Below are 20,074 nucleotides of genomic sequence, written 5' to 3' on the forward strand. Positions count from 1 at the left end.
GTCATGATGCTCTCCTGTAGTGGGGAAGCGGGTAGGTCTCGGTCGCTGGGGCGAGCCCCGCGACGAGCTTCCGCACCCGTTGATCCAAGGCGGTCGGAGGGCTCCCCTTGAGTCGCCGTCCGACCGGTGAAGCTGCCGCATCAGCCTCACCGTGGCCGATGACCCAGTCCCAGAAATGATCCCGGTGCCAGCCGTCACTGATAACTGCCAGGCCCGGTAGCGCCTCGTCCGGCGTGCGGCCCGAGCGCTTCAGATCCTGGAAGCGCTCCTCGATTCGCTCGTCCAGCTCGAAACCCAGGCTGAAGAGCGAGACGATTCGGTCAGGATCGTGGTCCTGGCGCCGGAACTCCGCGTCCATCCGTCGGGCAGCCTCTCTCGCGCCCTGAAGCACAGCCCAGCGCCAGGTGCCCGGCAGCAGCCGGCGGAACAGGTCCTCACCGCCGTACTCGGAAACGAGGTCGGAGCGCCACCAACCAAGCCCGCGCTCTTCTCCCGTCTCGCCCGCCCACGCCACCACGAGCTGCGAGGCGAGCGCCGTGTCGATGTCCGACATCGGAATCGGCGTTCGTTCGCTCCCGGCCGGTACGTTCTCGACATCGAACATGCTTATGGCTCGACCTTCTCGTTATCCAACGCCGCTGCTCCACCGGCCTCAAGCCGAGCGTCGCCCTGTGCGGGCTTGAATTTCCACAACCGGCCCACCCGATGCGCGGACAGGGAGGGGGCTGCTTACGGATCGACTCCAGTACCCGCTTCTCATGCCGGAACTCAGACTCGGTGACGGTCGTCCACCGGCCCTTTTCCATCGCTCCTCGCCATCTTCGCCACCCGCCCCGGTGCGATCACGCCGATGACCGCGGTACATCGTATCGTCGTCGAGGGTCTATCAGGAATCAGGGTCTGTCCCGTAATCGGTGGTAGCGCTGTGTAGTGATCGCTGGAGGAGGATGCGGTGGCGGAGCAGGCGGAACCCGGCTCGGCCGTGCATCTGCCTCATGATCCGCTTGGTTCGCGTGTTGACACCCTCGGCGCGGCCGTTGTGGTACGGGAGAGTGAGTCCGGCGTCGACGGCGGCGCGGTCGAGTTCGAGGCCGTTCGCGAAGGAGTGCAGGTGGGGCAGGTCGGCGGCGCAGACCGTGGTGATCCAGTCGGTGAACTTGGCGTCGTTGCCCTCTGCTGGGGTCAAGCCAACTCGCCGGTGAGGCGGGCGAGTTTACTCAGCTCGGGGCAGGCTTCGGTGAGTTCCCGCAGTAGTGCGGTGTCCTTGTCGCGCAAGCTCTCGGGGCGGGTGAGAAGGAAGCGGGCGAAGCGCTGCGGGGTGGTGACCGGCTTGTCGCTCTCGGCGCGGCCCTGGGTGATGTAGCGGTAGAGCAGGTTGAGGCTGCCCGTGTATCCCAGCTCCTTGATCTCCCGGAACAGTTGCTTGACGGGGACGGCCGGGTCGGCAGCGTGGCGGGCGCGCAGGTGGTCGCGGTAAGGGTCGACGAGCGTGGACTTGTATGGAGGCGGCGGGCGCATTCGAGCAGGCCGACGCCCTGGTCGAGCAGATGGTGGACCCGCTGCCGGCGCTCGCGGGTGGTCTGCTCACGTACGCCCCGGGGTCGGGCGGGGTTTACGGCGGTCGCCCGGCAGGCGGCGTGGGAGCGGACCTCGGCCAGGACCTTGCCGCACAGATTGCTCCACAGGTGCCATCTGTCGCTGACCTGCACCGCTTCGGGGAGGGCCTGGCGGATCGCTTCGCCGTAGGAGCCCGAGCCGTCCTGGCAGACGTACTCGGTCCCGGGGTGCTCGCGCAGCCACGCTGCCACGCTCTCGGCGGTGCGGTCGGGCAGGACGTCGGTCCGCTCGCCGGTCTCGGCATCGATCACCATGGTGGCATAGCGGTGCCGGCGCTTGAGGGCGAAGGCGTCGACGCCGAGCACGCGCGGGACGCGCAGCGGCGGTGCCGCCCAATCGTCGCCAGCAGGTCGGTGACCACCTGCCGGGAGGCGGCGGGCAGTGGCAGCTCATCCAGCCAGACGCGGCCCGGTGCGCTCAGCAGCTGGCCTCGCGGTCGCAGCCGTGGTGGGCCAGCACCACGTGGATCCGGTTACACAGCAGCGGCGGAGCCGCACCAGCTGGGCACGGTGACGCAGCACAGCCCGCTCTTCGCGGACCTACCGCGGGGCAATCCATGCCTCCGGCAGCAGGTCCCCGCGCAGCAGATGGGCCAGCGTCGCGGCATCGACCTTGTCGTTCTTCAGCCGGGCCGAGGCGATCGCCTTACACTGCAGGGAATGCGCCATGTGCACCTCGAAACCATGGTCCTGGAGCAGTTCAATCAGCCAGCCCCAGCCGAAGGCGGCCTCGAACGCCACCGGCGTTCCCGCCGGAAGGTCCCCGATCACCGCGAGCACCGGCTCCCGCCCATTGAGCACATTCCGGTTCACCGCGATCTTCCCGCCCTCATCCGTGACCGCGACCTGCGACCGGCAACGGTGCACAGCCGCGCGAACACTGACCCACGCTTGTCTTTCTATCCTCCGGTGGGTCTCCGCCACGGAACAAGATCAGCCTGACGTCCCAGTAGGTGTCCAAGAGCGAGGGCAATCTCGGTAGGGCCGTCAGTGAAGGCCCAGCCGCGCAGCGGGGTGCCTTGCGCTGCGAGCATCTCGGTCATCTTGAGATGCCAGTGGTGATGGACATATCGAATGAGAGCCTCGTACACGTCCCGCCGATCGGGGACGTTGCCCGATCGAGTGGCGAAAATAAGTGCACCCACGCAGTGTTCTCGGGCAGCCGAGGTTCCCGGCAGAAGATACTCGTCATGTCGGCCGTCACGTGCGGCGGCCAACGCCTTCTCCCGCGTACCGGCCAGGTGTCCGGCCATCGGCAGGATGAGAGCCATCCGCCGCGCTGCACCTCCGTCTGGCCTTGCGAATGCATGCCACTCCGGGCCTTCGGTCTCTGGATCTCGTACCAGCACGTCGCGCAGTGTCTGCATGTCTTTGGCATCGGGCTGGCGGGTGAGACCGCTGTGTAGGCGGAGAGCCTCGAAGATGCCGACACCGTCCTCGTGGGACTGCCTTATCAGGCGGAGCGAGGTGTGCCGCTGGTCTCGGAGGAGGTCGCCCAGCCGGTAGGCATCGTGATGGCGCGCAGTTACGTATAGGGAGACGTTTTCGTACGGCTGCTCAGCCTCCAGGATCCGGGCCTGGATGACGCGGTGCGCGAAGCGAACACGGTCGTGGGAGTTGCCGGAATCCTGTTGTTCGCTCCCGTTGTCGCGGCCGAGTAGCTCGGAGACATTGACGGTAAAGCAGCTGGGGTGCCGCTCCAGGGCGTCGGCCCGCAGTGCGCGCAGCCGCGTGACGTCCCACCCTCGTTCGCTCACGATGACGACGATGCCCACCCCCTCTTTCCCGTGAAGCAAGGTGGCGCACACCGCGAAGAGCAGCACGGCGGCAACGGCGACAGCCGCGAGCCACCACAGCTTTCCTCCCACCCCTGGCACTGCTTGTACAAGATTGGGTAGCAACCCCACTGCGAGACCGGCTGCTGCGGATGCCACGACCGTCAACAGCCCCTGCGCGGATGACAAGAACCGCAGCAACCAAGTCACTCTCTGAGACGCCACAAGCTCCCCGATTCCCTGTTACGCACTGGAGGAACGAGCCCCTGTGTACGCCTTTCACCCGGCCTGGAGGGTTGGAGAGACGTACGCCCAGATGCGCGCTACCAGTCCCATCCGAGCACGCTGACTCCACCTCAAATTTCGTCAGGCCGACAGTGGATTGTAAGCGGGCAGAGCTGCCCCCGGGCCGCAGAACGTGCTTCGATCGTTTCGTCGGCGCGGTGCACCAGCAGCAACAGTGGCTGGCTGTACCCACGCGAGGCGTTGCAAATTGACTGCTCATCCTGGCTGCTTGGGCCGCAGCGTGCAGGATGGGTATGCCAGTCACCGACATAGCCGAGCCAAGGATGGTCCAAGTCCGCGAGCGCTCGGTCCAGGGCGTCCTGTGCTCGGTGATGCGCCCGTGTCCAGGAGGACGTCGTCGCATCGGGGTCTGGCACCTCGATCGCGTACCGGACCACGAGGGCGTCGCCCTCCCACCAACCGAGCAACAAACCTCCGGTCTCGGTGCGCCCAGAAGCAGATGCGGCTGCTCGGATGACGTCAAGAGCGTTGGAGTAGAGGACCGCCTCCAGGTGATGACGTTTCATTTCCCCACCGTGTTTTGCGACTCGGATTCCGGAATCACCAGCCCAACGTGGGTAAACGGCTCCTCCGATTGGGGGCGGCCGACAAACGCGACGGAGTCAGGGAGCATGGAGGGCACCGCCAACTCGTCCAGCACCACCTGGCAAGCCAATCCGGCGGCACCTACAACAGCCGTTGGCGAGGTACGCGACACGGCACTCCCACAGCCCTGCTCTCGCAACTCGTTCGGTTCATCGCGAGCAGGCAGTGGAGGGAGATAGGTCTCTGCGCTCCGCGCCGGAAGTCGATCGACTCGTACGACATCTCCGTCACGCTGAGAGCACACAGTGACAACCGCCTTACCCGCGTCGGCGCCGGTGGTGTTCGCGGCGAACGCGAGCATGCTCGTAGCGCGTGCACTGCCGGTGGCGTCCACCACGATGCGGTGATCTTCGAGCAGCCGTACGGCCTGGTCAGTCGAGGAGATCGCCGTTGGCATGGCCTGCACTGCGTCCACCGCCGGGTCGATAGTCGAGAGGCAGTTTCGAACGGCGACAGACTTCCAGGCGCCGACCTGTTCAAGACCAGCAAGGTGTCTGACCACGTTTCCGGGACGCAGTCGTTCGTGATCAATAAGGGTGAGGCGCCGGGCTCCCGCGCGGAAGAGCAAGGCCGCCGTGAATGATCCGATGGCGCCGCATCCAACGATGGCGATAGGTACGTCTGCCAGGAGCGCCGCCGTTGTGCCGGCCCGCATCTGGCGTGTGTGACTGCTCGTGTCGGCGCTCTCGCACGCCTGGGCCTCGATCCCATTGGCGGTGTACTTCACCGTCAGGGCCAGGACGGACTGCTGGCTGCCGCGTTGGTAGCTGAGCAACATCAGATTCACCACGCCTGCCGCAACGAGTCGCTCCACTGGCGTTGCACGTTCTTCAAGTACGTCATGAATATCAGACCAGCGCCGGATAGGTCTGTGGATCTGTCCAAGGTTCTCCACCCACGCCAGCTGTCTGTCCGCCCGGCTGAAACCAGGACGCCCTGAACGCTTTTTCAACCGGTGCGGGGTATCCCCGATCTCCTTAGTTCCGGTCGTGGAGCCCGCACGGACGCGAACAGCGTGACCTTCGAGTCGAGCCAAGTGCTCGGCGTTGTACAGCACGAACGTCGTCGGGTCTGGTTCGAGGTAGCGCTCTAGATCGCAAACGCTGTCTCCTGGCCATCCGGCCGCTGTCAGCTCGAGCCAGCCGGCGATTCGGGAAAGCAGCTCGTCGGCCTCCGTCCACGGTGCTCTGTCGGCCGGCCATACGTCGTCCCACAAACACAAGTTGCCGGAGACTCCGAGACGTGCTGAACGGTCGACATGAAAGGTGACCTCCAGCGGTGCACCAGGGTCAAGGAGCCGGACCTGCGGTGGATGGAAGGGGAAGCGCTCGTCGACTTCGATCTCCACGCGCGCTCGAACCTCGGCAAGAGCCGGAGGGCTCCAGAGAACGGGTCCGCGCAGGCGTACCCCGTCGTCGGTGAAGCCACGTACTACCAAGCCCTCGCGCAGCCGGTCAGCTTCCCAGCCATCGTTACTGCTCACGCGTAGCGGTCCTGCCCCGCCGGGACTGCTGACGCGCCCTTGATGACGCTCCTGTTCTTTGTCGTGCCGTCCAAGTTGCAGTAGTCGGGTAGCGGAAAGACATCCTCCGCGATCGCCGTGTTCTGGGTTGTGCCCAGGAGCTGGCGCCACTTCACAGCTGCCACACACCGATCTTCTTCACCAAGTGCCTCCTCAGCAAGATCCGCGGCCTTCGCCATCTGATCCGCGGCCGCCTCGATCTGCTCGGCCGTGGCCTTCGTCTTGATCGTCTTGGTGGGCAGTGTTGGATCGACCGGCCCTTCATCCACATACTCGGGCAGCGTGTCGGCGATCCACCGCAAGATGCAGGTGAGATATGCGGCAACCGTCTGCTCGTCCGGCTGCAGTACCTGGAAAGCGTGGTAGGTCAAGACCTCGAAGTAGTAGCCACCCGGTTGGTCATCGACCCACGTGCGACGGACCTGTCGGACGAGCTTGACGATCGGTACGTAGACACCGCTGTCCTCATCGTCGTCATACAGAAGGAACGACTTGTTCGCCTCAGTCGTCAACTCCGTCATCCTGGTCGGATTGGTCTCTACCCACCGCGCGCGACCGTCTTCCTCGATCCGTTGAGGAATTTCCCAGTGATCGCCACACGGTCGTGCGATCACCACATCCACCGACAGGTCGTAGTCGGGGAAGTCGACCTTGACCGAGCGATGCTGGCGCTCCACGTTCCCCGGGAACGCGGCGTCAAGAATCTCCGCAACGTGATCAAGAATGGCCCCTGGCCTGAGAGATCCGTCGGCCTTCGTCAGCCGGGCGAAGACGTCAACGTCCTTAACCCGCTTGATGGAGACGTGCCGCTTGTACGACCCGATGAGCAAGGGATCGACCCCAAGGCCACGCAGGCGCTCGTCGCCCTCCAGCACTTCCGATACCTGCGCGTGTGCGTCTTGCGCGTGAGTGGCGTCGCCATCTGGCTCCACAGCGCTAAGAGCCTTTCCGAATTGAGTGGGAAGCGTGGCCATCCCTGATCCTCTCTTCCAGCGGTGCGCCGCTCTCGGAAGACGGCTCAGCCGCGAACCACACCCGCCCGCTGCGCCCCTCACTCGGCTCCGTGCCGAGCACGCACCACATCGTTCCCAAGAGGCTACGACTCACCACTGACAACGCCGGCCTCGTGACGACCAGCCGCGCACCATTTGCCCCCAAACCTCCCGCAGTCGGACACACCACTTCGAACTAGGGTAGAGGAGGCAATCAGACAAAGGTCCAGACCGGCAGCCGAGTTGCCGGGCGGACACCTCGTACGCTCGGTCGTCGAAGAGGACGACCCCACTTCTGCGACGCTCGTCGGAGCGTCCCGCACCGTTTCCACCGCGATGCGAGCCGCATCGTCCACCGGTACACGCCGGTGGAGATCGCTGGGAACGCGACCGTCCGGGCACCCAACTCGCGGCTACACGAAGCGACTCCCGGTAACAGGAGGCCACAAGCGCGGTGCCGCCTCCGTCAATCTGCCAAACCGAGCCCCCGCTGTGGATCACCCACCGGCGTCCAATCCCCCCGCGCCGGCACCCCGCCGGGGCAGCTTGCCCGCGCCCGGAGCATCAGGGCTTCGCTTCCCATCGTCCCCATCACGGCCGCTCCGCTTGGAAGCACATTTGCCGCTGACGTCCGGACCAGGTCCCAGCAGAGATGGACCCTGGTGATGACATCGGAGACCAAGATCCGGACCATACGCGGGCCAGCCTCCTTCCGACCTTCTCCATGGCCGCCATACCGGCTGATCAACGGCTTACATGGCCTGTACCACCAGCAGACGAAGAACCTGCTGGCGCCCCTCCGCGCAGGAAACCTGCGGCATTCGCTCAGCATGCCTACAGCAACTTGTCAGATGGACTGGCTACCACCCATCGCACGATTGTGCGCATGGTGTGCTGGGCATGCGTCCAAGCGCTCTCTACACCAGAAACATGCAGGTCGCCGAGCACTCGCGGCTTCCATCTCCGCCCACGCCATGTGGTTCCACCGGCCGTTCCGTGCGGACGAGTGGTTCCTGTACGACCAGGAGTCTCCGATCGCGACGGGCGGCCGTGGCCTGGCCCGCGGGCGCATCTACGACCTTCAGGGGCGCCTGCTCGTGTCGGTCGTCCAGGAAGGGCTGTTCCGCGCGGTGTAGGCGGACGGACGCTCTCTCCGCCGTGGTCCATCGGACTCTCCGCCGTGCTCCGTCGGGTTCTCCACGGTGGTCCGTCGGGCGGTCCGACCAGTCCGGGGCCGGCGTGCGTGGCTCAGGTGGTTCTGCGCAAGAGCCTGCTCAGCAGACCGTGTGACCGTCGCGGATTCTCGGAGGGCCGGGGTCGATCGCAGTGCCTGGGCGCGGGCGGACGCCGGTGCCGTACCGAGTGCGGGTGTGCGTCCGGCTGCCGGTGTGGGTCCTGGCCCGGGTGCGGGTCAGGGTGCCGCGAGGCCGGGCGGGGCGCGGGCCGGTGGGCTCGCGCCTCCCGCACCGACCGTGCCAGGTCCGTACGGAGCAGGTCGATCTCGTCGGCGTCCTGCGCCGTCGTGATCCGCTCCGTGAGGTGGGCGGCCGGCGAGCCGGGTGCGCCATGGGCGGGTGGCGGCGGCCGGAAGCGGCTCAGATGGGAGCGCTCGTAAGGATCCGTGACGATCTCGGAGATCTGGACCGGGTCGAGCAGCGAGGCCACGACGCCGGCTCGCTCCCATGGGTCCGCGGCCTGACACAGCAGGAAGCCGAGGTGCCGTCCGCGCCAGTTGCGGGGGCGCAGGTCCAGGCCGGTGTCCAGTTGGGACCGCAGTGTCTCCGGCAGGGGCCGGTTCAGCAGCGGGGCGTTCTTCGCGTCGGCGGCGAACTCCACCAGTTCATCGGCCAGATACCGCCAGACCACGGCCCGGTAGCGGTTGAGGTGGAATGTGACCGGAACCAGGAGGCCCAGTCTGGCCAGACGGGTGAACCGGGCGGCGGCCACCTCCATGATCGCCGAGCCCTCCCTCGTGCCCACGGTCGCCACCCGCTGCCGCAGCATCTCCGGGAAGCCCTCCTGCCCGCGCAGCCGCTCGACCTCGGCGCGGTCGACATGCCGGCCGCCTCCGGCCTCAGCGGGACGGGTGCGGATGTGACCGAGGTGCACGGCCAGGTCGAACTCGCTGCGTTTGAGCCCCAGTTCGCGAGCCGCCCGGCTCTGTGAGAAGGGCGCTCGGCCCCTGGTGGCGGCCGTCCGGGCGGTGGGCGTGACCTCGTGTGTGGCGGTGTTGCCGGACATACTCGTCTCCCCCGTGGAGTGTCGGGATCGCGCCGTTTGCGCTCACCTGCGAAAAACGGTAGCCGGTGGCGGGAATCGGCGGCGCGAGCCTGTGGACAACTCCGCAAAGGATGACGAAGGATGCAGCTCAGAGGTCTGTGGACGACGTCCCTTCAGGCCGGCGGGCATCCACGTCGAGGTGCTCGCCGACCCGGTTGACGAGCAGGGTCATCTCGTAGGCGATCTGCCCGATGTCGGCCTCCGCTCCGCTGAGGACGCACAGGCAGCTGCCCGCGCCGGCGGCCGTGACGAACAGCACCGCGTCGTCGAACTCCACCATCGTCTGGCGCACCCCGCCCGCGCCGAAGTGGCGTCCCGAGCCTTTGGCCAGGCTGTGCAGACCGGACGAGACGGCCGCGAGATGCTCAGCGTCCTCGCGTCGCAGTCCCGTGCTCGCCCCCGTGACCAGCCCGTCGGTGGACAGGACTAAGGCGTGTCGTACGTGTTCCACCCGTTGGGTCAGATCGTCGAGCAGCCAGCTCAGTGTCTGGTTCTGCGCCATGATGCGGTCTCCCCGTGTGATCTCTTCCCCCCTGACCGGAGGATCTGCCGCCAGCCTTCCCCACCACCGCTGTCCCGGCAAGGAGGATGGGCGCATGGCAGACAAGATGACCGACGAGGAATGGCGGGCGTTCGTCTCGTACGGCACCCGCACCGGCAAGCTGTCGACCGTAAGAGCCGATGGAAGCCCTCATGTCGCGCCGATCTGGTTCCTGCTCGACGGCGACGACGTGGTGTTCAACACCGGGAAGGAAACCGTGAAAGGGCGCAATCTGGCCCGTGACGACCGGGTGGCCCTGTGCGTGGACGACGAACGGCCGCCGTTCACGTTCGTGGTGCTGCAGGGTCGCGCCCGGCTGTCGGAGGACCTCGACGAGGTCCGGCTGTGGGCCACCCGCATCGGCGGCCGTTACATGGGCGAGGAGCGCGGCGAGGAGTTCGGAGCACGCAACGGCGTACCGGGCGAGCTCCTGGTCCGGGTCAGGATCGACAAGGTGGTGGCGGTGAAGGATCTCGCGGACTGACCCGCCACCGGCGGGCTCCCGCCCGTCCGGCCGTACGCGGCCGGTTGCATTCGGCCGCGTGGAGTCGAGGAGCCGGGTGGTGCGATCCTGCGGTCCACCCGGCGCACTCCACGAGCCGGACGAGCATCCGCTTCCCGGGCGCCGGTCCGCCCCGGTGAGGGATCATGCGGACATGAGCGACGACCACACACACGTCCAGGAGTTCTTCACGGCCCGCGCCGCCGACTGGGACAGCCGGTTCCCGGACGACGGCCCCGCCTACGCGGCCGCGGTCGCCGAACTCGGGCTGCGTGAGGGCGACCGCGTCCTCGACGCGGGCTGCGGCACCGGGCGCGCCCTGCCCCCGCTGCGCGCCGCCGTGGGCGCGTCGGGCATCGTCGTGGGCGCCGATCTGACGTGGGCCATGCTGGAAGCCGCCGTACGGGCCGGGCGGGACCGGGAGGGACTGCTGCTGCTCGCCGATGTCGGCGTGCTGCCGCTCAAGTCAGGGTCCTTCGACGCCGTGTTCGCCGCGGGACTCATCGCGCACCTGCCCCATCCCGCGGAGAACCTGCGGGAGTTGCGGCGCGTCGTACGTCCGGGTGGCGCCCTGGCGCTGTTCCATCCGATCGGCCGAGCGGCTCTCGCCGCACGCCAGGGCCGGCAGATCACGCCGGACGACCTGCGCGCGGAACCCAACCTCCGTCCGCTGCTCTCCCGTTCGGGATGGCGCATGACGTCCTACGCCGACGAGGACGCGCGCTTCCTGGCGCTGGCCGTACGCGAGGACTGACCGCCGTCCGACCGCACGGGCCCCACGGTGGAGAACCGCAGGCCCGGCTGTGCACCTGAGTCGTGACAACGGCCTTCCACCCGCACTAGGGTGCGCGCCGTTGAGGGAACCGATGGGGAGGTTGAGATGGCCGGGACTGACGAGGAGGTCGCCGCCGCGGACGACGCTCTCTACGTGCTCACGGCGGTACTGCTGACGCCCGCGCAGTTCCCGAGCGTTCTGGGCGACGACTACCCGGAGGCCTGCGCCGCGCTCGGCCTCGCACCGCTCGCCGACGGGTACGGTCTGGTGCTCGGTCAGGACGGCGACGGGGCGCGGTGGACGGTCGTCGTCGACGACGTGTCGCTGGTCGCCGTGGCCATCGCGTCCTGGGACTGCGGCATGGAGTACGACCTGTCACCCGACGAGCGCAGTGTGGTGGCCGCCCTGCCGGGCTGGCCCCTGGCCCTCGCCGTGGCGGCTCCGGGCGTGGCCGCGCCGCACGACCCGGACCCGGAGTCCTCGGGCGGGCCCGCGCTGTCCCCGCCCGACACCAGCGTCTGGGGGCCGGCCCAGCGCCGTCTGGGCGCCGACGAGATCGCACTGCAGTGGGCGGTGTGGCGCGAGCAGATCGACGACGCGGAGTTCCTCGCTCCCGCAGACCGGGCCGGAGCCCAGACCGGGAACGACGACGATCCGTCGAGCGCGTCGACCGACGGGAGCGGCGAACCGCGGAACAGGACGGGTGGCGAGGCTTCTCCGAGCCACAGCGGCATCCGCCGCGTCCTGGCGGAGGCACACGCGTACGTGGACGCGCCGCCGCCGCTGGGCCGGGTCCGGTCATCCTTCGCGCCCGGCGAAGCGCGCACCCTGCGGGCCGACGGCCCCGGCTGGTCGATGGTGGCCCGCACCGACGACATCGCCTTCGTGCTCCTCGACGACGAGCCCGGTGAAGTCCTGCCCGTCGGCCGGGGGCCGGAGCTTCCGGGTCTGCTGGAAGCCCTCGACAGGCTGGCGGTACGCCCCCTCTGAGACCTGGTGCCAAGAGAGCGCATCCTCTTGGCACATGTCTTGCCTCTCCATGACGAGCCCCGGCTCCATGTGGTGCCAACCCATGGATGACGGGGTGGCCAGTCCGCACGATGGGGCAGCCCTGGGCGCTTCACACGCCCGTGCTGTACCCGCCGTCCCGTCGTGCCACTGGAGGCCGTCATGCGTCTGTCCCGAGGATTTCCGCTCGCCGCCGCCGCTGTGATGGCGGCGGCCGTCATATCGCCCGCTCCCGCCTCGGCTGCCGCCGGTGCCGGCACCGGCGGCCATTGTGCGCACCAGGAGCGCGTACGGGTGCCGGGCGCGGCCCTCCAGCAGACCGCGTGTCTGCCCGATCTGACCACGACCGGGCTGGCCGGTACCCCGTACACCGATCCGAACGACCAGGCGGGGCTCACGGCGCGGGCGACGCGCACACCGTCCGGGGTGCCCGGGACGCAGATCGACGGCTACTTCCCGGACTCCTCCCACTTCAACACCACGCACGGCTGGGACCATGACGCCCAGTTCGTGATCAGGCTGCCGGACCGCTGGAACGGCGGCCTCGTGGTCACCGGGGCGCCCGGTACACGCAAGCAGTACGCGACGGACAGGGCGATCTCGGACCAGGTACTGGCGCAGGGCTTCGCCTACGCCGCGACCGACAAGGGGAACAGCGGAGCCGACTTCTACCGCGACGGCAGCCGTCCCGGCGACGCGGTCGCCGAGTGGAACACTCGCACCACCCAGCTCACGCGGGCCGCCAGGCGCGCGGTCGCCCAGCGCTACGGCCACGCGCCACGCCGTACGTACATGACCGGTATCTCCAACGGCGGCTACCTCACGCGCTGGCAGCTCGAGCACCATCCGGAGCTGTACGACGGCGGCGTGGACTGGGAAGGGGCGCTATGGACGGCCGACGGCCCGAACCTGCTCACCTCACTGCCGACGGCCGTCGCACGGACCCTGGGCTCGGCAAGCGACGCGGACCTGTACTCGGTGGGCTTCGCGCGGGGCTCGGAGTTCCTGTGGCCTTACCACGGGCAGGCGTACTGGGGCGTGACGCAGAAGACCTACCGAGCCGCGTTCGACCCGGCCTACGACCCTGCCTGTCCCGGGCCGTCCGCCGGGACCACGCCGGAGCAGATCCTGGCGCCCTGCGCCTCGGACGCGGTGTACGACTACGCGTCCCGCCCCGCCTCCGTGCACCGCGCCGTGGCCCGCGTGGCCCTGACCGGACGGATCGGCAAACCCCTCATCACGCTGCACGGCGATCTGGACGCGCTGCTGCCCCGTGCGGCGGACTCGGATGTGTACGCCCGCATGGTCGACGCGAGCGGACGGGGCGGGCTGCACCGGTACTACACCGTCCAGGGCGGAACGCACGTCGACGGACTGTACGACACCCATCCCGACCGGTTGCGGCCGATCCTGCCCTGCTACCGGTCGGCGTTCGACGCGCTGGTGGCGTGGGTGGAGCGCGGTGTCCGGCCGCCCGCGGACCGGACCGTCGGCAGGCCCGCGAGCGGCGATGTGGTCGACTCCTGCGCCCTGAACGGGAACGCGCGAGGGCGGTAGTGCTTCAGCGGCCGAGCTCCTTGCGGGTGACGCGGCGAAGCCGGCGTCGCTGCGAGGGGTCCAGGGCGAGGTACGCGGCGGCCGGGACTCCGAGCACTATCAGGACGGCGGCCCACCAGGGCAGCCAGATCAGCAGGATGAGTCCGACCGCCACTCCTCCTGCGGCGATCTTCGCGTTCTTCGACATCTGTCGCCTCCTTCGCGGCCACTGCCGCTCTCTGTCCTGAGAACGGGCCCACGCTCCCGGCGGTTCCGGACCGCGACCCTGAGTCGTCCCTGAGGCGCACCCCTACTGGTCGCGCGGGGCCCGCTCTCCTCGGCCCCGCGCGACAGCCCGGCCCACTGCACCCTGGGACCATCTCGCGGTGGCCCGCGCCACCGCACCAATCATTCCCGGTGGGCCGCCGCTGTGCTGTACCCTCGGCGACCCGACTTCAGGTAGTCAAATTTGAGGAATCAGGTTGGCTGTGCAGAGAACTCCCGCGGCATCACCGTCCGAGATCTCCGAACTGGCCCGCTGCTGTGCGGTGTTCGTGCCCTCGGACCCCGCCCGCACGGGCCGGGTCGCCTTCTGGCATCCCGACGGCCGTACTCCGCCGGCCGTGGTCCCGGCGCCCGTCGAGGAGCTGACGGTCGTCCTGCCCCGCAGCGGTGATGTGGAGGCGGTGACCAGGCCGGCCGTCCTGCTTCCCGTGCGTGCGGCCCTGCCGGTCCTCACGCACGCGCGTGTCGCCGGGCACGGGCACCGGGCCACCGTGTTCTGGGGCGCTGCGTCCGTCCTGGGCCTGCACCTCGTGGCACGAGGGCTGCTGCTTCCCGGCCTGTCCGCCGGTGACCACGACGCCTGGCGCGCGGCACCGCTGCGCGGCCGGGACGCCGAGCACGTCCGGGCGCTGGCCGCCTCGATGCCGCCCGAGGCGCACGCCTTCCCGCTCGACGGCACCGAGCGGCTGCGGCTGCCCGACCCCAAGCATCTGCTGCGCGGCTTCCTGGACGCGGTGGCCGACACACTGCCCCGCTCCCCTGCCGCACCCCTCCTCACGGGCGGCCCTGCCTACGCCGCCCGGGAACCGCGGCGCGTGCCGGAGCTGCGGGCCTGGACCGCCGATGTCGCCGCGGGCCACGACGCGGGCGCGAGGATCTCGCTGCGCGTCGAGGTGCTGGGGCTCGAGTCCGCCGAGCGGCACGAAGCCGAGCCGCGGTTCCGCGCGGTGCTTCAGGTGCACGACGTCGGCGATCCCGCGCAGGTCGCCGACGCCGCCGAAGTGTGGACCGGATCGGGCCGCACGGGCGAGACGTTCGGCCCCGGGGTGCGCACGGACGTCCTGCTCGCCCTGCGCCGCGCGGCCCGTTCGTGGCCGGCGCTGACGCCGCTGTTGTCGGCATCCGTGCCGGACGCCGTCGAACTCGTCGCCGAGGAGGTCGCCGAACTCCTCGGCGAGGGTGCCCGGACCCTGGCCGCCGCAGGGGTGGACGTGCACTGGCCCACGCAGCCGGCCCGCGGACTGGTCTCCGGTCTCACGGTCGGACCCGTGGACGAGGACGACGGCTCCGGCAGTACCGGCGGCACACCGCCGGATCCCCGAGCGGCCCTGTCCGCGGACGCCCTGCTCGCCTTCGACTGGTGGTTCGCACTGGGCGGCCAACGGCTCACACGCGAGGAGCTGGACCGCCTGGCGGAGGCCAACCGGCCCCTCGTGCGGCTGCGCGACCAGTGGATCCTCGTCGACCCCGCCGAACTGCGCCGCGCCCGGGACCGACAGGACCGGAAGATCAGCCCCGTGGAAGCGCTGGGCGCCGCCGTGACCGGCTCGGCGGAGGTCGACGGCCGCCAGGTCGAGGTCCGCCCCACGGGATGGCTTGCGGCCCTGCGGGACCGGCTGGCGGACCCGGAGGCCGGGGAACCGGTCGGGCAGCCCGCCGCGCTCGCCGCCCGCCTGCGCGACTACCAGCTGCGGGGGCTCGACTGGCTGGTCCGGATGACGTCCCTGGGATTGGGCTGCTGCCTGGCCGACGACATGGGGCTCGGCAAGACGATCACCCTGATCGCGCTGCATCTGCACCGCCAGAGCGACCCGGCGTCCGCCGGACCGACCCTCGTGGTGTGCCCGGCGTCTCTGATGGGCAACTGGCAGCGGGAGATCGAGAAGTTCGCGCCCGGCACGCCCGTACGGCGCTTCCACGGCTCCCGCCGCGATCTGGAGGCGCTGGGCGACGGCGAGTTCGTCCTCACCACGTACGGCACCATGCGCCTGGACGCGCCGCGCCTGGCCGAGGTGGCGTGGGGCATGGTCGTGGCGGACGAGGCCCAGCACGTGAAGAACCCCTACTCGTCGACGGCGCGGCGGCTGCGCTCCATCGGCGCACGCGCGCGCGTGGCGCTCACGGGCACCCCCGTGGAGAACAACCTCTCCGAACTGTGGGCGATCCTCGACTGGGCGACGCCCGGACTGCTGGGCCGGCTCGGCACCTTCCGCACCCGCTACGCGGCGGCCATCGAGAGCGGCCGGGACCCGGCCGCCGCCGAGCGGCTGACCCGGCTCGTCGGCCCGTTCCTGCTGCGGCGCCGCAAGTCCGACCCGGGGATCGTGCCCGAACTGCCGCCGAAGACCGAGACCGACCGCGCGGTGTCGCTCACCGTGGAACAGACGGGCCTGTACGAGGCGCTGGTGCGCGAGACACTCACGGCGATCTCCGGCGCCGACGACATGGCGCGCCGCGGGCTGATCGTGAAGCTGCTGACCGGTCTGAAGCAGATCTGCAACCATCCGGCGCAGTTCCTCAAGGAGGACCGGCCGAGGATCGCCGGCCGGTCCGGGAAACTGGAGTTGCTGGACGAACTGCTCGGCACCATCCTCTCCGAGGGGGCGAGCGTCCTGGTGTTCACCCAGTACGTGCGGATGGCGCGCCTGATCGAGCGGCACCTGGCCGCACGCGGTGTGCGGTCGCAGTTCCTGCACGGCGGCACACCCGTCGCCGCGCGGGAGGTCATGGTCGGGCGCTTCCAGGCCGGCGAAGTGCCCGTGTTCCTGCTCTCGTTGAAGGCCGCGGGCACCGGACTCAACCTCACGCGCGCGGAGCACGTCGTGCACTACGACCGCTGGTGGAACCCCGCCGTCGAGGCACAGGCCACCGACCGGGCGTACCGCATCGGGCAGAGCCGGCCCGTGCAGGTGCACCGGCTCATCGCCGAGGGAACGATCGAGGACCGTATCGCCGAACTGCTGCACCGCAAGCGGAACCTGGCCGACGCGGTGCTGGGGACGGGCGAGAGGGCGCTCACAGAGCTGACGGACGCGGAGCTCGCCGACCTGGTGGAGCTGCGAGGAGGATCGCGATGACGGATCACCGTGCCGACCAGGAGCGCACGTTCGCCGCCCTGCCGCCCGCGCGGGGGCGGGGTTTCGCCCACACGTGGTGGGGCCAGGCCTGGCTGAAGGCGCTCGAGGACACGGCCCTGGACGGCGAGCAGGTGAGGACCGGCCGCAGGCTCGCCCGCGCGGGCGCGGTCGGCGCGGTCTCGGTGCGCCCGGGCCGCGTCACGGCCGTGGTGCACGACCGCGATCGTACGGCGCACCGCGCGGACGTCCTGCTGGAGGAACTGTCCGACGGCGAGTGGGACCGGTTCCTGGATGTCGTCGTCGAACGGTCCGGGCACCTGGCGGCGCTTCTCGACCGCGACCTGCCGCCGTCTCTCGCCGAGGACGCCGCAGCCGCGGGGATCGAACTGCTGCCCGGGATCGGGGATCTGGAACCCGAGTGCGACTGCGGCGCCTGGGACCACTGCGGGCACACCGCGGCGCTGTGCCACGTGGTGGCGCGGCTGCTGGACCAGGATCCGTTCGTGCTGCTGCTGATGCGCGGCCGCGCTGAGCGAGTCCTGTCCGCCGAGCTCCAAGGCCGCGACACCGCGGACGACGGCGGGCCGTCGGCGCCGGACGGCGTGGACGCCGCGGAGGCGTACGCGGCGGGGTACGCGCTGCCTGCCCTGCCGCCCCTGCCGGAGCTGCCCGCGGAACCGGGCCTGCCGCCCGGCCTGGACACCGAAACCCCGCCGGCGCCGGGGGTCGATCCTTCCGCCCTGGAGATCCTGGCCGCACGGACGGCGGTGGCGGCGCGCCAGTGGCTCGGCGAGATGCTGGACGCCGGGACGGCGGCGCACTCGCCGGTCACGGAGCCAAGCGTCGCCCAGGACGCCGTACGCCTGGCCGCGGGCGCCACCGACAGCGCAGTGCTGGACCGGTTGGCCGAGGGCTCGGGCCGCAGCGGGGAGGAGCTGACACGGGCCGTGCTCGCCTTTCGGCTGGGAGGCGCTTCGGGCCTTTCCGTGCTGGAGGAGGAGTGGGCGCCGGACGGCGACGACCACGCGCGCGCGTGCGCCGCTGTGGAGTCGGCGTGGGAGGAGGACGAGAGGCCGTCGCTGCGGGCCGAGAACAACCGCTGGACCGTCGACGGGGAGGAGCGCCAGCTCCGCCTGGGACGGGACGGCCGCTGGTGGCCCTACCGGAGGCGGCAGGGCCACTGGGAGCCCGCCGGGCCACCCGCCCAGGACCCGGCGACGGCGCTGGCCGTGACGGCCCGTGCCGAGGGCGGGGAGGAGTAGCCGGGGAAAAGTGATCCGCGTACGGCAGCCCTGTCCGGTCCGCTGCACGTCCGGCAGCCCCGCCCGGTCCGGCCGGCCGTGACGGCGGGCCACCTCCGTCCGGTCAGGGAAGCAGCGATTGGAGATCACTCGGGATCTCGCTCGGCAGACCACTCGGGAAGCCGGAGGGCAGGGAGCTGGGGAGCCGGGTCGGCAGCTCGGTGGGGAGGCTCAGGGTCGGGGCGGGCGAGGGGCTCGTACGCGGGCTGCTGCCGGAGGGCGGGTGCTCGTCCCGCGAGCCGCTCCCCGAGAAAGCGAGCACCAGCACCAAGGCGACCGCACCGGCGGCCGCCAGCACGGTGAGGAGGACGAAGAGCGGGTTCCTGCGCTTCGGCGGCCCGGGCGGCCGAGGCGGTACGGGCGGGATGGCCATGGCACCCATCGTCGCCGCCGGCCGGACAACGCGCGGGCCCCGCGCGGAAGTCGATACGAACCCATGCTGTGGATCGCATGGTTCCGCGGCATTCCGCGCGGGGACCGGTCACGGACGGCGTGCCGCCCGGAGCGCCCACGGTGCACGCGCGCGTGCGGACCCCTCGGCACGCACGCGCGTACGGCCCCTCCGACACCGCGCGTACAGCCCCTCCGGGGGCACACGTACGCGTGTGTGCCCTCGGGAACCGGACGCCTCCGTGTCAGCCGCGGGCCCCCAGCAGGTGGTCCATCGCGAGCTGGTCGAGCTGCTCGAAGGCCATGCCGCGAGCGGCGGCCGCCTCGACGTCGAAGCCCTCGAAGGCCGAGCGGTCCGCGAGCAGCGCCTCCAGGCCGTCCGCCGCCGTGGGCTGCGCCAGCTGGTCGAGCCGGGCGGCGCGCAGGGCCTCCTGGACCTCCGGGTCGGCCCGGAAGGCAGCCGAACGCTCCTTGAGGATGAGGTAGTTGCGCATGCAGCCGGCGGCCGACGCCCACACGCCGTCCAGGTCCTCGGTCCGCGGCGGCTTGAAGTCGAAGTGGCGCGGGCCCGCGTAGCCGGCGCTCTCCAGCAGGTCGACCAGCCAGAAGGCGGAGCGCAGGTCACCGGCGCCGAAGCGCAGGTCCTGGTCGTACTTGATGCCGGACTGACCGTTGAGGTCGATGTGGAAGAGCTTGCCCGCCCACAGCGCCTGGGCGATGCCGTGCGGGAAGTTGAGCCCGGCCATCTGCTCGTGGCCGACCTCGGGGTTGACGCCGTACAGCTCGGGGCGCTCCAGGCGCTCGATGAACGCGAGCGCGTGGCCGACGGTGGGCAGCAGGATGTCGCCGCGCGGCTCGTTCGGCTTGGGCTCGATGGCGAAGCGGATGTCGTAGCCCTGGGAGGTGACGTACTCGCCGAGGAGGTCGAAGGCCTCCTTCATACGGTCCAGAGCGGCCCGCACGTCCTTGGCGGCGCCGGACTCGGCGCCCTCTCGGCCGCCCCAGGCCACGTACGTCTTCGCGCCCAGCTCGACGGCCAGGTCGATGTTGCGGATCGTCTTGCGCAGCGCGTAGCGGCGCACGTCGCGGTCGTTGGCCGTGAACGCGCCGTCCTTGAAGACGGGGTGGGTGAAGAGGTTCGTGGTGGCCATCGGCACGGACATGCCGGTCGCGTCGAGTGCCTGCCGGAAGCGCTTGATGTGCGACTCGCGCTCGGTGTCGGAGGCCCCGAAGGGGATCAGGTCGTCGTCGTGGAAGGTCACGCCGTGTGCGCCGAGTTCGGCCAGGCGCTGCACCGTCTCGACCGGGTCGAGGGCGCGGCGCGTGGCGTCGCCGAACGGGTCCCGTCCCTGCCAGCCGACGGTCCACAGGCCGAAGGTGAACCTGTCCTCGGGGGTGGGCTGGTAGCTCATGCCGCGGCTCCTTGCTCGCTTGCGACTATTTCGTCATGGCGATTTACAAATTAGTATGCCGACGCATCCCTGGGAAGGGAACAGAGGGCCCCGACCGGGACGGCACCCGCGTCGCCGGGCCGTGTACACCATGAGAACCGCAGGTCAGATCGCGCGAGCCGCGGAAAGAGG

General features: G+C 70.0%; 18 protein-coding genes and 2 pseudogenes. 7 read left to right on the top strand and 13 right to left on the bottom strand.

The window, feature by feature from the left end; genetic code table 11:
* Position 1 precedes the first annotated feature (1 nt).
* The 8 genes and pseudogenes from brxE to ACWC91_RS27835 form a co-directional block, all read right to left on the bottom strand.
* A complete protein-coding gene (gene brxE, locus ACWC91_RS27800) occupies positions 2 to 604 on the bottom strand; it encodes a BREX-6 system BrxE protein (RefSeq protein WP_390873331.1) in 603 nt (200 codons plus the stop codon).
* 282 nt (positions 605 to 886) lie between these two features.
* Positions 887 to 1,943, bottom strand: a pseudogene (locus ACWC91_RS27805) (ISL3 family transposase); the annotation flags it as partial.
* 213 nt (positions 1,944 to 2,156) lie between these two features.
* Entirely contained in the window at positions 2,157 to 2,540 is a 384-nt protein-coding gene (locus tag ACWC91_RS27810; protein WP_450726084.1) for an IS110 family transposase, read from the bottom strand.
* Positions 2,516 to 3,484 carry a hypothetical protein gene (locus ACWC91_RS27815; RefSeq protein WP_390873330.1) on the bottom strand — a complete coding sequence of 323 codons (969 nt, stop codon included), beginning with the start codon at positions 3,482 to 3,484 and terminating at the stop codon, positions 2,516 to 2,518. The genes ACWC91_RS27810 and ACWC91_RS27815 overlap by 25 nt, the downstream gene beginning before the upstream one ends.
* Positions 3,485 to 3,747: 263 nt before the next feature.
* On the bottom strand, positions 3,748 to 4,203 hold the full coding sequence (locus tag ACWC91_RS27820; protein WP_390873329.1) for a Mov34/MPN/PAD-1 family protein: 456 nt from the start codon (positions 4,201 to 4,203) through the stop codon (positions 3,748 to 3,750).
* A complete protein-coding gene (locus ACWC91_RS27825) occupies positions 4,200 to 5,765 on the bottom strand; it encodes a ThiF family adenylyltransferase (RefSeq protein ID WP_390873328.1) in 1,566 nt (521 codons plus the stop codon). The genes ACWC91_RS27820 and ACWC91_RS27825 overlap by 4 nt, the downstream gene beginning before the upstream one ends.
* Positions 5,762 to 6,778, bottom strand: coding sequence for an SMODS domain-containing nucleotidyltransferase (locus tag ACWC91_RS27830; RefSeq protein WP_390873327.1), 1,017 nt, complete (start codon positions 6,776 to 6,778; stop codon positions 5,762 to 5,764). Before ACWC91_RS27830 ends, ACWC91_RS27825 begins: the two co-directional genes overlap by 4 nt.
* Positions 6,779 to 7,033: 255 nt before the next feature.
* Positions 7,034 to 7,357: pseudogene (locus ACWC91_RS27835) on the bottom strand (macro domain-containing protein); the annotation flags it as partial.
* A gap of 290 nt (positions 7,358 to 7,647) precedes the next feature.
* Here ACWC91_RS27835 and ACWC91_RS27840 point away from each other — a divergent pair.
* Positions 7,648 to 7,932 (top strand): acyl-CoA thioesterase, encoded by a 285-nt coding sequence (locus ACWC91_RS27840; protein ID WP_450726086.1) that lies wholly within the window; start codon positions 7,648 to 7,650, stop codon positions 7,930 to 7,932.
* A gap of 112 nt (positions 7,933 to 8,044) precedes the next feature.
* Here the strand turns inward: ACWC91_RS27840 and ACWC91_RS27845 are convergent, their stop codons facing one another.
* Entirely contained in the window at positions 8,045 to 9,037 is a 993-nt protein-coding gene (locus ACWC91_RS27845; RefSeq protein WP_450640029.1) for a DUF6397 family protein, read from the bottom strand.
* A 127-nt stretch (positions 9,038 to 9,164) separates the two neighbouring features.
* Positions 9,165 to 9,578, bottom strand: coding sequence for a roadblock/LC7 domain-containing protein (locus ACWC91_RS27850; protein WP_225078456.1), 414 nt, complete (start codon positions 9,576 to 9,578; stop codon positions 9,165 to 9,167).
* A gap of 94 nt (positions 9,579 to 9,672) precedes the next feature.
* Between ACWC91_RS27850 and ACWC91_RS27855 the strand changes: the two genes are divergently transcribed.
* The 4 genes from ACWC91_RS27855 (at position 9,673) to ACWC91_RS27870 (ending at position 13,459) form a co-directional block, all read left to right on the top strand.
* Positions 9,673 to 10,101, top strand: coding sequence for a PPOX class F420-dependent oxidoreductase (locus tag ACWC91_RS27855; RefSeq protein WP_450640028.1), 429 nt, complete (start codon positions 9,673 to 9,675; stop codon positions 10,099 to 10,101).
* 172 nt (positions 10,102 to 10,273) lie between these two features.
* On the top strand, positions 10,274 to 10,873 hold the full coding sequence (locus ACWC91_RS27860) for a class I SAM-dependent methyltransferase (protein WP_225078454.1): 600 nt from the start codon (positions 10,274 to 10,276) through the stop codon (positions 10,871 to 10,873).
* A gap of 126 nt (positions 10,874 to 10,999) precedes the next feature.
* Positions 11,000 to 11,884, top strand: coding sequence for a hypothetical protein (locus tag ACWC91_RS27865; RefSeq protein WP_281155029.1), 885 nt, complete (start codon positions 11,000 to 11,002; stop codon positions 11,882 to 11,884).
* A gap of 180 nt (positions 11,885 to 12,064) precedes the next feature.
* Entirely contained in the window at positions 12,065 to 13,459 is a 1,395-nt protein-coding gene (locus tag ACWC91_RS27870) for a tannase/feruloyl esterase family alpha/beta hydrolase (RefSeq protein ID WP_281155030.1), read from the top strand.
* Between the two features lie 4 nt (positions 13,460 to 13,463).
* Here the strand turns inward: ACWC91_RS27870 and ACWC91_RS27875 are convergent, their stop codons facing one another.
* Positions 13,464 to 13,646 (bottom strand): hypothetical protein, encoded by a 183-nt coding sequence (locus tag ACWC91_RS27875; protein WP_141363527.1) that lies wholly within the window; start codon positions 13,644 to 13,646, stop codon positions 13,464 to 13,466.
* Between the two features lie 280 nt (positions 13,647 to 13,926).
* Here ACWC91_RS27875 and ACWC91_RS27880 point away from each other — a divergent pair, with 280 nt between their 5' ends.
* Positions 13,927 to 16,800: a DEAD/DEAH box helicase gene (locus ACWC91_RS27880; protein WP_450640048.1), complete on the top strand. Its 2,874-nt coding sequence runs from the start codon at positions 13,927 to 13,929 to the stop codon at positions 16,798 to 16,800.
* On the top strand, positions 16,797 to 18,062 hold the full coding sequence (locus tag ACWC91_RS27885) for an SWIM zinc finger family protein (RefSeq protein ID WP_450640027.1): 1,266 nt from the start codon (positions 16,797 to 16,799) through the stop codon (positions 18,060 to 18,062). The genes ACWC91_RS27880 and ACWC91_RS27885 overlap by 4 nt, the downstream gene beginning before the upstream one ends.
* Before the next feature lie 103 nt (positions 18,063 to 18,165).
* Here ACWC91_RS27885 and ACWC91_RS27890 read toward each other — a convergent pair whose 3' ends face one another.
* Entirely contained in the window at positions 18,166 to 18,474 is a 309-nt protein-coding gene (locus tag ACWC91_RS27890) for a hypothetical protein (RefSeq protein WP_450640026.1), read from the bottom strand.
* 262 nt (positions 18,475 to 18,736) lie between these two features.
* On the bottom strand, positions 18,737 to 19,903 hold the full coding sequence (gene xylA / locus ACWC91_RS27895) for a xylose isomerase (protein WP_225078449.1): 1,167 nt from the start codon (positions 19,901 to 19,903) through the stop codon (positions 18,737 to 18,739).
* Positions 19,904 to 20,074: the final 171 nt, after the last annotated feature.

The sequence above is a fragment of the Streptomyces sp. NPDC001204 genome (assembly GCF_053598035.1).

Coding starts and splice junctions, on each gene's coding strand:
- brxE (WP_390873331.1), bottom strand. CDS start 604: ATGTTCGATGTCGAGAACGTACCGGCCGGGAGCGAACGAACGCCGATT.
- ACWC91_RS27820 (WP_390873329.1), bottom strand. CDS start 4,203: ATGAAACGTCATCACCTGGAGGCGGTCCTCTACTCCAACGCTCTTGAC.
- ACWC91_RS27830 (WP_390873327.1), bottom strand. CDS start 6,778: ATGGCCACGCTTCCCACTCAATTCGGAAAGGCTCTTAGCGCTGTGGAG.
- ACWC91_RS27840 (WP_450726086.1), top strand. CDS start 7,648: ATGGACTGGCTACCACCCATCGCACGATTGTGCGCATGGTGTGCTGGG.
- ACWC91_RS27845 (WP_450640029.1), bottom strand. CDS start 9,037: ATGTCCGGCAACACCGCCACACACGAGGTCACGCCCACCGCCCGGACG.
- ACWC91_RS27850 (WP_225078456.1), bottom strand. CDS start 9,578: ATGGCGCAGAACCAGACACTGAGCTGGCTGCTCGACGATCTGACCCAA.
- ACWC91_RS27855 (WP_450640028.1), top strand. CDS start 9,673: ATGGCAGACAAGATGACCGACGAGGAATGGCGGGCGTTCGTCTCGTAC.
- ACWC91_RS27860 (WP_225078454.1), top strand. CDS start 10,274: ATGAGCGACGACCACACACACGTCCAGGAGTTCTTCACGGCCCGCGCC.
- ACWC91_RS27865 (WP_281155029.1), top strand. CDS start 11,000: ATGGCCGGGACTGACGAGGAGGTCGCCGCCGCGGACGACGCTCTCTAC.
- ACWC91_RS27870 (WP_281155030.1), top strand. CDS start 12,065: ATGCGTCTGTCCCGAGGATTTCCGCTCGCCGCCGCCGCTGTGATGGCG.
- ACWC91_RS27875 (WP_141363527.1), bottom strand. CDS start 13,646: ATGTCGAAGAACGCGAAGATCGCCGCAGGAGGAGTGGCGGTCGGACTC.
- ACWC91_RS27885 (WP_450640027.1), top strand. CDS start 16,797: ATGACGGATCACCGTGCCGACCAGGAGCGCACGTTCGCCGCCCTGCCG.
- ACWC91_RS27890 (WP_450640026.1), bottom strand. CDS start 18,474: ATGGCCATCCCGCCCGTACCGCCTCGGCCGCCCGGGCCGCCGAAGCGC.
- xylA (WP_225078449.1), bottom strand. CDS start 19,903: ATGAGCTACCAGCCCACCCCCGAGGACAGGTTCACCTTCGGCCTGTGG.